The following is an 11,268-nucleotide window of genomic DNA, read 5'->3' as shown; positions in this document are numbered from 1 at the left end:
TAGACCTCTTGCAAAAGTCTTAAGTCGATCCTTGTACAGCAACATTTTTGAAGATTATCAACTACTAATAAATAATTAACTGAAAGTCCCTCCCATTATTGTTTCTATCGTTTGTTTTCGGATTTATGCAAGAGGTCTATTAACGTTTCTAAGAGTCCTTTCTGTCGGCTGGATAGCGATTGTTGGGACGTACAGTTAAAATTCTTCGACCCGGAAAATAGCCGCCGCGCTCGTAAAATCTTCCGGTTTACAATAGATGTGAGTGACTTAATTCCTGTTACTTTGGGCGAAGTGCGTTCCTGGTCTTCACCTTATTAGTCCTCTCCCCTGCGCTGACTTCTGACTTCAAGTACGGGCGAAGCATTCGGATAGGAAATCTAAGGTTTTAGCGATAGGTTATGCCCGAATGCTTCGCCCCTACCCCCATTATTTACCCCAAAACAACCATGAGACTTCCCAAACAATCTGCTCCCGTCAAACGACCCCATTTCATTCATCCCCATGAATGCGTCGATATTGTTCATGGAGATGGCGAAGACTTGGTATCTATCTTAGTTAAGTTAGTTCATGGAGCTAACTACAATGATCCGGCTCAGTTTCAATACCCTCACTATGGCTATCTGAAAATGTCCTCTTTTGGCGGTTTTCGTTATTAGTATCGACTTCTAAAACCTAGTAAAAAACACTGGAGGAAATCAAATAATGGCTACTAAACCTAAAGGAGCGCCAGAATCAGCACCCGCTGCTGCGAATGTTGACCAACCAACCACGGAAAAACCCAAGATTGAGCAACCAGAAACAACTCAACCTAAAGCTAAATACGTTCCCGCCACTGGTTTAGAAGATTACGGACGCTGGAAAACCATGTTCAAAGATCGCAAAGCGAATCCCAATGATCCGCCGTTTCGTCGGGGTCGAATTTGGTGTTAAACACTTTCCATTAATCTTCAGGTTCTATCCCCAAGGCCCTTAACTGTTCCGCTAGGCGATCGGCTCGTTGTCGTTCCTGTTCGGCTCGTTGTCGTTCCTGTTCAGTAGATTCCTGGGAAGTTAACAACAAGTTACCTTCCGCATCCCACCAGCGAAGCCAGGGAAAGAACTGATTTTGGTATTCCCCTTGCCAAATTCCTAACTCTACCTTTAAAGGAGTAATGGTATAATGACCGCGCTGATTAGGAGTCATTTTTTGGTAACGACCATTAACTAACTGGTACATCTCGATCTGGGCCTTGTTAACTTCATAAATCCCATAAAAAGGAATTTGAATCGCTCGCTCATAGATCCAAAATTTACCCTTAACAGGCGTTTTATCCCGTTCTTCTTCACCATTACCAGAAACAAATTCTAAAGCAATAACCGGTTCAATGATTTCTTTCCACATCACGAAGGAACGCCGGACTTGACCATCAATAGTCGTGGGGACATGGGGAACATAAAACCAATCGGGAGCAACAGCACCTTTTTCTAGGGATTCTGGATACTCTGGTAATCGCCAATAAATCCCACAATCTCGACCCAAACAGTAATTAGCGTCAGGATGTAATTGCTCCAAAATGGGTGTAATAGTATGCGTTAAAAGGTCTGCTTGGGGAGGCTCTTGATAGTTTTTCAGAAAACTTCCATCTTTATCAGGGAGTTGGGTGTGGTCGGGTAAAGGGGAAGCGCAATACACCGTTGCAGAAGTTTCCTGAATTGTGGTTGAGGATTGTACCGTTTGGGTCATTGAACTCATCTTTAATTCCCCTATTTTTGTTATCTAGCTTTTATTCTATAACTGTTCTTGAAAACCTGCAAAAACTATGCCTGATCTCAATGCTATCCCCGGAATGACCGCTCTTCGCTCCCAGACAAAAGGCGATCCCCGCATCAAAATCGCCGTTCTTGATGGACCAATTGATTTAGACCGCGCCTGTTTTCAAGGAGCAAATATTACCCGACTTGATCCCTATTGGGCCGAAGAATTTTCCATCGATCCGCAACACTTACAAGCGTTTTTAGATGTGGAAAAAAGTGGCAAAAGTGATGAAGAAAAAGCGGATATGCTTAAAGAAGCGATCCCCGATGAAAACATCCTCCACAGTTTGCATTTGCGCTTCCATGCTAACCATATTATCAGCACCATTTGTGGACAGCCAGATTCACCAGTAGAAGGGATTGCTCCTAACGCTACTGTAATTAATATTCCTATCGCATATAGCAACGATGATTTTATTAATCCCCTCAATCTTTCCCGTGCAATTAGTACCGCGATTGAACAGGGAGTGAATATTATCCATTGTGCCGCTTGTCATCCAACTCAAAGCGGATTAGCGCACGAATTTATTGATAAAGCAATTCGTCAGGCTCAAGCTAATAATATCCTGGTGATTGCTCCAGGAGGTAATGATAAGGGAGAGTGTTGGTGTGTTCCTGCGGTATTAGAAAATGTCCTGACCGTAGGAGCGATGAAAGATACAGGTGAGCCATTTAAATTTAGTAATTTTGGCGGTAAATATGCAACTCAAGGGATTCTCGCTCCAGGAGAGAATATTTTAGGCACTCAACCCGCAACTGATGACCCCATTCGCAAAAAAGGGACTAGCTGTGCGGCTCCAATTGTGACAGGAACAGCCGCTTTATTGATGAGTTTACAATTAGAACAGGGTTTATCTCCTGATGCTGAAGCAGTAAGGGCCGCTTTGATTAATAGTGCCATCCCCTGCGATCCTAAGGAAGTAGAAGAACCGGAACGCTGTTTATTAGGAAAAATTAATATTGCGGGTGCTTATGAACTGCTGACGGGAGAGAAATTACAAACTGTTGAAGCGGATAACAATTCGTCGAATAATATCATAGAATCGGCGGTAATTCCGATGACAGTGACAACCTCGGTTATCCCATCTAATACAACCGAGATGGCGACTCAGGGAATAACTATAACCCCCCCAACAGCAGCGACAATAGAACTGGCGATCGCTCCTAGCAATGCTTCAGAAAATGTTTCCTCAACTGGATTAATACAAAATAATCAAGCAAATAAAAATATGGTCTTTAATAGTGTCGTTCCTAGTCAACGTTCAAACCTGGTTTATGTGTTAGGAACTTTAGGTTATGATTTCGGCACAGAAGCGCGTCGGGACACCTTTAAACAATTAATGCCAAGCATCACGATAGATAATCTTGAATTACCTCCCAATCCCTACGATGCGCGGCAAATGGTAGATTATTTAGAAAGTAATTTATCAGAAACTAAGTCTTTAATTTGGACAGTCAATTTAGAACTAACTCCCATCTATGCAATTAAACCAGTGGGAGCTTTTGCCGCCGACATTTATCAAGTTATGCAATATATGTTAGCGGGTCAAATATTGCCAGAAGCTGACGAAGATTATGTTGAAAGGGTGAGTATCCCCGGTCTTCTTACTGAAGAAACCGTAAGACTTTTTTCTGGTCAAATTGTTCCGGTCATCAAGGTTAATAGTCCGCGAGGAATGTATGGCTGGAAAGTTAATACTTTGATTGAATCAGCCATAGAAACTGTTCGCGCGGAACAGGAAATCGCCGATGAAGCGAGGATGCGGCGTTCTCTAACCAGTTTCCTGAATCGCATTTATTATGACTTACGCAACGTCGGACAAATCGCCCGGGATCGCGCTTTAAATTTTGCGGCAACTAACGCTTTTCAAGCCGTACAAACCTTCTCCCAAGCAGTAGCAATGGGAATGGAATTACACAGTATTGAAGTGGAAAAAAGCCCTTTTTGTCGCTATGGTAGTGAATGTTGGGATGTGAAATTAAAATTCTTTGATCCCGAAAATGGTCTGCGCGCTAAACGAGTTTTTCGCTTTACCATTGATGTCAGCGATCGCACTCCTGTAACTTTAGGTGAAGTGCGTTCTTGGGCTGTTTCTAAATAGCCTGAGTCTGCTAAGTACCTAAGCAAAATTGATTACACATCTAAAATGATTAACCAATAAGGCCAGGGTTAACTTGTCAAAATTGTACCAAATGTACTTAGCAAAAATGTCGATCAAATTCAATTATAATTAACTTCTTATTCAAAATTTTAGTTAATTATGCGTTACAAACTTTTAGGTAATAGTGGTCTGCGAGTTTCGGAACTATGTCTAGGAACGATGACATTCGGGCAAGATTGGGGTTGGGGAGCGGATAAAGAGGAAAGTCGGGCGGTTTTTCGGGCTTTTGCGGAAGCGGGCGGCAATTTTCTCGATACTGCTAATCTCTACACTAACGGAACCAGTGAAACATTAGTGGGAGAATTTGTCAAGGGCGATCGAGAAAAATGGGTAATCGCCACGAAATATTCTCTCAACACGCGCCCCGGCGATGTCAATGCCTGCGGAAATCATCGAAAAAACCTCTTTCAAGCGGTAGAAGCTAGTTTAAAGCGTTTAGGTACTGATTACATCGATTTACTCTGGCTTCATCTTTGGGACTCTCTCACTCCTATCGAAGAAGTGATGCGCGCTTTCGATGATTTGGTCAGGATGGGAAAAGTGCTTTATATCGGCATTTCTGACAGTCCTGCTTGGATTGTCTCCCAAGGGAACACCCTGGCCACCCTACGGGGATGGACACCCTTTATCGGACTACAAATAGAATATTCTCTCAAGGAACGCACCCCCGAACGGGAATTATTGCCCATGGCCAAAGCATTAAATATCGGGGTGACAGCTTGGAGTCCCCTGGGAGGAGGAGTTTTAACGGGAAAATATAATCAACCCAACCCCGTCGATGGACGTTTAAGCATGACCGACCAACCTTTTCAAATTTTTGATCGCGATTTAAAAATTGCCGAGACTGTCCTAGAGATAGCCAGAGAAATTGAGAAATCACCGGCACAAGTGGCATTAAATTGGCTAAGAAATCGGCCTAACGCCGTAATTCCTATCATTGGCGCTCGAAAATTGTCCCAATTGCAGGATAATTTAGCCTGTGTGGACTTTAACCTGACTGGGGAACAGCTGCAACGACTCGATAATATCAGTGCTATTTCCCTCGGTTTTCCCCACGAACTTTTAGCCAGTCAATTTGTTGGCGATATCCTATTAGGAGGAGTAGCAGCACAATTAGACCGATGATGGAATTTTTTGTTTATGGAACCCTGAAACCTAAGCAGAGTAACTATTCTGCCTACTGTGCGGGAAAAGTGATCAACTCTAAAACCGCCTACACAAAGGGGTATTTATACCATCTTACCGCCCTCGGTTATCCCGGACTGACCGAGGGCGAGGGCTGGGTGAAGGGAATTTTATTGACTTTTAACGCAGATTATGATATTGGGCTTTTGGATGGTTTGGAAGATTATCAACCCGGCAGAGATCCAGAAGAAAACGAGTATCAGCGTCGCAGAATTCCTATTTATAATCTAGAGCGAGAATTAATCGGCGAAGCTTGGGGATATATGATGACACCGGCAAAAATAGCTTTTCATGGCGGTATTTGGCTGCCTTCCGGTTGGTGGACCAGTAGCGATCGAGAATAGGGATGAGGGGGCCGATTCTGTTAAGATATACAAATTAAAAGCTTAATCGTGAAAAAATTATGTATCTACTCCTAGAAGTGGCCAGTGGCAAATTCCCCGTTTATTTTGTGGCAGTTTATGTGGTCGGTTTTCTCGCTGCTGTCACCATCGGTTCGATCGCTTGGTACAATTCTAAACGCCCGGTCGGTTGGGAAGATGCCCAAAGACCCGATATTGTCCCCGAAGTGAAGACAGAGGTGGATTCTGATTCTCAATCCTAGAAAAAGGCAGTGATCAGTTATTTTAGCCGTCAGCTTTTTCTCCCTTCTCAACAGTTATAATCCTCGATCGAGCCAATCAATGGTGAGGCAATTGCGGCTAGAATGGCCTGCTTTAGTCTTTTAGTCTCGTCGTTCGTTAACACTTAGGGATTCCTCTACGGAATACAAAAATTCACTCATCCTCAGACCTAAAGCATTAGTAATTTGACTAAGCACTCTCACCGATGGACTTTTTAATCCTCGCTCTAGTTGACTGATGTAAGTTCTATGCAGACCTGTTACTTCCGCCAAATACTCTTGCGACCACCCTTTTTCTTGGCGATAACGCTGTAGCTCTCGTCCTAAAATTTGCTCTAGTTGACCAGATTGCATAAGCTGAATTCTAGTCTTTTGTATACCAAAGTTCTACAGACTAAAGTATTCAATGTCTCGGTGCCGAACAGAAACAGATAAATCAACCAAGGTCGATCGCAAATCGCTATGATAGAATATTGGGTCTTTAATTTCCGTCCCCTCCTCCTCTTATGAAACTGCCTGTCGTCGCTATTATCGGTCGTCCCAATGTGGGCAAATCCACCCTCGTCAATCGTATCGCTGGAGATCAACAGGCGATCGTTTTCGATCAACCCGGGATTACCAGAGATCGCACCTATCAACCAGCTTTCTGGTGCGATCGAGATTTTCAAATTGTCGATACAGGGGGGCTAGTTTTTAACGATGACAGCGAATTTCTCCCTTTAATCCGCGAACAGGCTTTAATCGCCCTAGCAGAGGCAAGTGTGGCGATTTTTGTCGTCGATGGGCAAGGGGGAATTACCGCCGGCGATCGAGAAATTGCCGCTTGGTTACGACAGCAAAATGTACCGATACTTTTGGCCGTCAATAAATGTGAATCGGTGGAACAGGGTATCCTGCAAGCGACGGAATTCTGGGAATTAGCCATCGGTGAACCCTTCCCCATCTCGGCCATTCACGGTTCTGGTACAGGTGAACTACTCGATGCGGTGATTAAATATTTGCCACCTGCGGCGGAAATTCCCGAAAATGAAGAAATTAAAGTGGCAATTATCGGTCGTCCTAACGTGGGTAAATCCAGTCTCCTCAATGCTTTAACCGGACAACAACGGGCGATCGTTAGTCCGATTTCGGGAACCACCAGAGACTCGATCGATACTTTAATTGAACGAGAAGGACAGGTTTATCGGTTAATTGACACCGCTGGCATTCGCCGTAAGAAGAATGTGGACTATGGAGCCGAATTTTTCAGTATTAACCGTGCTTTTAAGGCAATTCGCCGGTCTGACGTGGTGCTATTCGTCATCGATGTGCTAGATGGTGTCACCGAACAGGATTTAAAATTAGCGGGACGAATTATTGAAGAAGGGCGCGCGGTGGTGCTAGTAGTCAATAAATGGGATGCGGTGGAGAAAGACACCTACACCATCAATACTTACACCAAAATGCTCCAAGATCGGCTGTATTTTATGGATTGGGCAGAAATGATCTTTGTCAGCGCCATGACGGGGCAAAGAGTCACCAAAATCCTCGAATTAGTCGATATTGCCGCCGAATCTCACCGTCGTCGCGTCAGTACCTCGGTAATCAACGATGTGATCGAAGAGGCGGTTAAGTGGCACAATCCCCCCACCACCAGGGGCGGAAAACAGGGGAAACTATACTATGGCACGCAAGTATCGAGTCAACCCCCCACGATCGCCCTTTTCGTTAACGATCCCCAGCGCTTTAATGATAACTATCGCCGTTACATCGAAGGGCAATTCCGGCAACAGTTAGGCTTTAAAGGAACCCCGATCCGCTTAATCTGGCGCGGCAAACCGGCGCGAGAAGTGGAAAAAACAGTTAATAGAGCCACCAAGGTCTAATTTATGGATTTATTGCGAAGTTTGCCCATCGGTCTTTATCTCGATCAACCGATTACCCGACTACATCAACTAGATGCGCGGGTAAAATTTATCTGGTTAATGGCTTTTTTAGCAGCACCTTTATTAGCTAATCCTTGGTGGCGTTTAGCTTTGGTGGGATTGTTAATGTTTTTAACCCTGTTAGCTCCTATTCCCCCCCGCGTCTGGCGGCAACAGATGGGCTGGCTGATATTTTTAGCGATTATCGTCTTTCTGATTACTGCTATCACTCCCGATGGTTTAGGGGTGAGTATTCAGCCGCGTTTACCGGATGAAGGGCTGAATTTACCGCCAGCAAGTGATTATCAGTATGTTTTATGGGATAGAGGTCGTTTATTTGTTACCCGACGTTCTTTGGAATTAGCAGTGAGAATTAGTACCTTAGTTTTTACTTTAATTTATAGCACTAATCTCTTTTTATTGACGACGGCCCCGGAAGAAATTACCGAAGGTTTAGAGAATTTAATGAGTCCTTTACGGCGATTTAATGTGCCGGTGACGGAAATTTCTCTGACTCTGACCCTCTCTTTGCGCTTTATTCCCCTGGTTTTAGAAGAAGTGCAAAATCTAGCTAGGGCAGTGAGAACTAGGGCGATCGATTGGCAAAAATTAGGGATTAAAAAGAGTTTAAACGTCTGGTTAACAGTAGTGGAAAAATTACTAGATAATTTGCTTTTGCGCGCCGAACAAATAGCGATCGCTATGGAGGTTCGCGGTTTTACCAGTCCCAATCAGCATCAAGTACGCTGGCACGAATTAAAGTTAAGATGGGCTGATTTGATCGCTTTATTTTTGTTAATTCCCTTTTGGGCAGCCCGATTAGTTTGGGGGGGTTTATAGCAGTTATCAGTTATCAGTTATCAGTTATCAGATTTGAGTTTTAAGTGTGCAGTATTAAATAGAAGTTTCCTACTGTCTTTGCACTGATTACTGATTACTGTTTACTGATTACTGTTTACTGTTCACAGCAAAAAACTCCCCACACCCTACACCCAGCCTAGACTTTAACTGCGTTGTCACCCCTTCAGGGTGCGGATGTTGACGGCAATGTTGTGGAATTTATAACCGAGGAACCCTTCGCGCCTCCGGGAGGAGTAGTAATTATCCCTCTGTGCTGCCCCAGGAGAGTCCTTCCACAGAATCAATGCCACTGGCTGCTTGCCACACTAAGGGACCTGCGTAGGAATAATATCCCAGCCAGACAGTCGCTCTGTAGAAGAATCAGACAAGCCATAAATGGTACATTATCAAAGCGCAAGTCCCTAAATGGTTACATACGCTACATAATCTGTTACCATTTAGATGCGGCGATTCTTCTGTCCGTTTTGTACCGATAACTCCTTATTGGATAAGCGTTTCCACTGAGAAGATGTACCAAACTGAGCCTGAATCTGCCGTATGTATGGAATTGTTGATTGGGAATCTTTATTATGGCATTGCAGGAAGGCACTTACATCTGGGAATACGGCGACACCACCCAGGCTCTCTGGTTCACCGCTTCTTACAACACGGTCACAAATCAGTGGACTGTTGATATGAAGAAGGGGTCGATGGACCTCAATGCGTTGTGGTGGTCGAATGGCGATAGCAACGCGGATGGCACTATCAAGTTGTTATCAAAGGATAACAGTCTCAATATGAATGGGACTGGTATCGTCTGGGATGGATACGACAAGATTTCCGATACGGGGTTAACGGGAAAGGAGCATAATGGCAGCAATCTTCTGACTGCGGGTAATACCTACACTTACAGCTACAGCAAGGATCAAGGGGTAGAGATTGAATCGTTATTGGCTCAGGGTGTTGTCACCCTTGGTGTCAGAGCCACAAGCGTCAACGGCACCGACGGTATCAAGGCGGTAGATGGACAATATGTTTTCGTTCCCTACGATACAACTCCACCTACAGTGACAGTCAATATCGTTGATACTTCCCTGAACGACGGCGATAACAATTCTCTCGTCACCTTTGAGTTCAGCGAAGATGTGAATGGCTTCACAGCCGGTGATGTGAGCGTCAGCGGTGGAACCCTGAGCAACTTCACCGGCAGCGGCAGCAGCTACCAGGCCACGTTCACGGCCGACGATGCTGTGGAAACCACCGGCTCGGTGTCCGTGGCAGCCGATAGCTACACCGACGTGGCAGGCAACACCGGCGGAGCGGGTACGGACACGGTGACGATTGATACCAAAAATCCGACAGTGGGCATCACCTTCGACAGCTCACCGCTCACCAGCCAGAACTTTAGCACTACGGTCACCTTCCAGTTCAGCGAAGCCGTAAGCGGTTTCGCCGCCAGCGATGTGACCCTGACCAACGGGGTGCTGAGCAACTTCACCGGCAGCGGCAGCAGCTACACCGCCACGTTCATCGCCACCAACTTCCAGTCGCCAACGGGAACAGTGGCGGTGTCCAACGACTATTTCGATACCCTTGGCAACCAGGGTGCTGCCAATTCGGCCAACATCGCTATGACCGTGGGCGGCGGTCCTGACCCGAATGATGGTCCGTCTGGAGGCGATAGTGTGATTGGCTCAGGTACAATTGGCGCGGATTCCATCACCGGATCAACCGGTAACGACAACCTTAGCGGCCTCGACGGCGCTGACACCATCAATGGCGGCGACGGCAACGACATTATCAGCGGCGGCAACGGCTACGACATTATCAGGGGCGGCACCGGCAACGACACCATCAGCGGAATCGGCGGCTTTGATCTGATCTACGGCGGGTCCGGCAATGATTCCCTCACTGGTAATAATGGTAATGACACCATCGTCGGCGGGTTCGGCAACGATTCCCTCGCTGGTAGCGGCGGCAACGACACCTTCCAGTTTCTCAGCATCTACGACCAGCAGGATGTGATCACCGACTTCGGCATCGATGCCAACACCATCGTGTTCGATATAACCGGTGCCAGCGCCTTCACGTCCTTGGGTAGCGTGTCTTTGGGAACCACAAACTACACCGACGCCCTTGCAGCTGGCTACCTCATCTACAGCGGTGGGGTACTCTCCTACGATGCCGATGGCTCTGCGGGATCAACCTTCAGTCCGTTGGCGATTGTCTCGTTGACCGGAACTCTCACCCCCACCCTCTCCAACACCAACGTACTGTTCCAGAACCTCTAGCTCAAGCAGGCATTCCCCGCCTTATTTCTCCGGCCCTTGCTGGCCATTATTGCGGGGAATGTTCTTAACTTCTTCTGCTCTGCACCTGCTTACCTGCTCTGGTTTTGAGCCAGTCCGTAGGTTGGGTTGAGCGAATCAATAGGTTAGGGCTGGCTGAATAAATCTAAAAACCTTGCTGGATAAGACTTTTAGACTTTTTGTCAATCCAAAAGTACCGGCCGTGGGAGTGAGCGGGGGGAAAATTCAGGTACTTTTTCCCTGAAAATTAGGTAATTGACCAGATGAAAATCGGTAAAACCCTACACCCCACACCCCACACCCCACACCCTGCCCCCACGAAAAACTTTTTCAGCAAACCCTAGGTTAAAGAAAACCTCTCAATTTTAGGGGAAAGCGAAACCCAACATTTCAGTCCGTAGCGACTGTATCGCCAGTTCGTTCATCGGAAATTTTGGGTCTGAAACCCCGCC

The 11,268-nt window shown here is 45.9% G+C and carries 11 protein-coding genes and 1 pseudogene; 10 read left to right on the top strand and 2 right to left on the bottom strand.

Annotated features, from left to right (window positions below; all coding sequences use genetic code 11):
• Positions 1–135 precede the first annotated feature (135 nt).
• From O9300_RS01985 to O9300_RS01975, 3 genes and pseudogenes are all read left to right on the top strand, one after another.
• A pseudogene (locus O9300_RS01985) lies at positions 136–318 on the top strand (cyanobactin maturation protease PatG family protein); the annotation flags it as partial.
• An 80-nt stretch (positions 319–398) separates the two neighbouring features.
• The gene (locus O9300_RS01980; protein ID WP_185236828.1) at positions 399–656 is read left to right on the top strand and encodes a cyanobactin biosynthesis system PatB/AcyB/McaB family protein; all 258 of its coding nucleotides are present in this window, start codon (positions 399–401) and stop codon (positions 654–656) included.
• Between the two features lie 46 nt (positions 657–702).
• Positions 703–930 (top strand): cyanobactin biosynthesis PatC/TenC/TruC family protein, encoded by a 228-nt coding sequence (locus tag O9300_RS01975; protein ID WP_287969730.1) that lies wholly within the window; start codon positions 703–705, stop codon positions 928–930.
• 10 nt (positions 931–940) lie between these two features.
• Here the strand turns inward: O9300_RS01975 and O9300_RS01970 are convergent, their stop codons facing one another.
• A complete protein-coding gene (locus tag O9300_RS01970) occupies positions 941–1,732 on the bottom strand; it encodes a Uma2 family endonuclease (protein WP_287969728.1) in 792 nt (263 codons plus the stop codon).
• Between the two features lie 67 nt (positions 1,733–1,799).
• Here O9300_RS01970 and O9300_RS01965 point away from each other — a divergent pair, with 67 nt between their 5' ends.
• The 4 genes from O9300_RS01965 to psb35 all read left to right on the top strand — a co-directional run bounded on the left by O9300_RS01965 (position 1,800) and on the right by psb35 (position 5,745).
• Positions 1,800–3,896 (top strand): S8 family peptidase, encoded by a 2,097-nt coding sequence (locus O9300_RS01965; protein ID WP_287969726.1) that lies wholly within the window; start codon positions 1,800–1,802, stop codon positions 3,894–3,896.
• Positions 3,897–4,055: 159 nt separating this feature from the next.
• Positions 4,056–5,081, top strand: coding sequence for an aldo/keto reductase (locus tag O9300_RS01960; protein WP_287731393.1), 1,026 nt, complete (start codon positions 4,056–4,058; stop codon positions 5,079–5,081).
• On the top strand, positions 5,078–5,485 hold the full coding sequence (locus tag O9300_RS01955) for a gamma-glutamylcyclotransferase family protein (protein ID WP_287969724.1): 408 nt from the start codon (positions 5,078–5,080) through the stop codon (positions 5,483–5,485). Before O9300_RS01960 ends, O9300_RS01955 begins: the two co-directional genes overlap by 4 nt.
• 59 nt (positions 5,486–5,544) lie before the next feature.
• Complete coding sequence (gene psb35 / locus O9300_RS01950) at positions 5,545–5,745, top strand: photosystem II assembly protein Psb35 (RefSeq protein ID WP_002761344.1); 201 nt, start codon at positions 5,545–5,547, stop codon at positions 5,743–5,745.
• Between the two features lie 120 nt (positions 5,746–5,865).
• Here psb35 and O9300_RS01945 read toward each other — a convergent pair whose 3' ends face one another.
• A complete protein-coding gene (locus O9300_RS01945) occupies positions 5,866–6,117 on the bottom strand; it encodes a helix-turn-helix domain-containing protein (RefSeq protein WP_287969722.1) in 252 nt (83 codons plus the stop codon).
• A gap of 152 nt (positions 6,118–6,269) precedes the next feature.
• On the opposite strand from O9300_RS01945, the gene der reads away from it, so the two are divergent.
• The 3 genes from der (at position 6,270) to O9300_RS01930 (ending at position 10,798) form a co-directional block, all read left to right on the top strand.
• Positions 6,270–7,628 carry a ribosome biogenesis GTPase Der gene (gene der, locus O9300_RS01940; RefSeq protein ID WP_002761352.1) on the top strand — a complete coding sequence of 453 codons (1,359 nt, stop codon included), beginning with the start codon at positions 6,270–6,272 and terminating at the stop codon, positions 7,626–7,628.
• A gap of 3 nt (positions 7,629–7,631) precedes the next feature.
• Positions 7,632–8,507 carry an energy-coupling factor transporter transmembrane component T family protein gene (locus tag O9300_RS01935; RefSeq protein WP_002797486.1) on the top strand — a complete coding sequence of 292 codons (876 nt, stop codon included), beginning with the start codon at positions 7,632–7,634 and terminating at the stop codon, positions 8,505–8,507.
• A 590-nt stretch (positions 8,508–9,097) separates the two neighbouring features.
• The gene (locus tag O9300_RS01930) at positions 9,098–10,798 is read left to right on the top strand and encodes an Ig-like domain-containing protein (RefSeq protein ID WP_287969720.1); all 1,701 of its coding nucleotides are present in this window, start codon (positions 9,098–9,100) and stop codon (positions 10,796–10,798) included.
• Positions 10,799–11,268 lie beyond the last annotated feature (470 nt).

The organism is Microcystis sp. LE19-195.1E, assembly GCF_027532095.1.
Classification (GTDB): Bacteria; Cyanobacteriota; Cyanobacteriia; order Cyanobacteriales; family Microcystaceae; genus Microcystis; species Microcystis aeruginosa.
Note: the sequence above shows the minus strand (reverse complement) of the source record. Positions and strands in the feature narration are given on the sequence as shown.

What these genes read in the sequence shown, in the direction of transcription:
- O9300_RS01945 (WP_287969722.1), bottom strand. Translation starts at nt 6,117, where the DNA reads ATGCAATCTGGTCAACTAGAGCAAATTTTAGGACGAGAGCTACAGCGT.
- O9300_RS01930 (WP_287969720.1), top strand. Translation starts at nt 9,098, where the DNA reads ATGGCATTGCAGGAAGGCACTTACATCTGGGAATACGGCGACACCACC.
- der (WP_002761352.1), top strand. Translation starts at nt 6,270, where the DNA reads ATGAAACTGCCTGTCGTCGCTATTATCGGTCGTCCCAATGTGGGCAAA.
- O9300_RS01975 (WP_287969730.1), top strand. Translation starts at nt 703, where the DNA reads ATGGCTACTAAACCTAAAGGAGCGCCAGAATCAGCACCCGCTGCTGCG.
- O9300_RS01965 (WP_287969726.1), top strand. Translation starts at nt 1,800, where the DNA reads ATGCCTGATCTCAATGCTATCCCCGGAATGACCGCTCTTCGCTCCCAG.
- O9300_RS01970 (WP_287969728.1), bottom strand. Translation starts at nt 1,732, where the DNA reads ATGAGTTCAATGACCCAAACGGTACAATCCTCAACCACAATTCAGGAA.
- O9300_RS01935 (WP_002797486.1), top strand. Translation starts at nt 7,632, where the DNA reads ATGGATTTATTGCGAAGTTTGCCCATCGGTCTTTATCTCGATCAACCG.
- O9300_RS01980 (WP_185236828.1), top strand. Translation starts at nt 399, where the DNA reads ATGCCCGAATGCTTCGCCCCTACCCCCATTATTTACCCCAAAACAACC.
- O9300_RS01960 (WP_287731393.1), top strand. Translation starts at nt 4,056, where the DNA reads ATGCGTTACAAACTTTTAGGTAATAGTGGTCTGCGAGTTTCGGAACTA.
- psb35 (WP_002761344.1), top strand. Translation starts at nt 5,545, where the DNA reads ATGTATCTACTCCTAGAAGTGGCCAGTGGCAAATTCCCCGTTTATTTT.
- O9300_RS01955 (WP_287969724.1), top strand. Translation starts at nt 5,078, where the DNA reads ATGATGGAATTTTTTGTTTATGGAACCCTGAAACCTAAGCAGAGTAAC.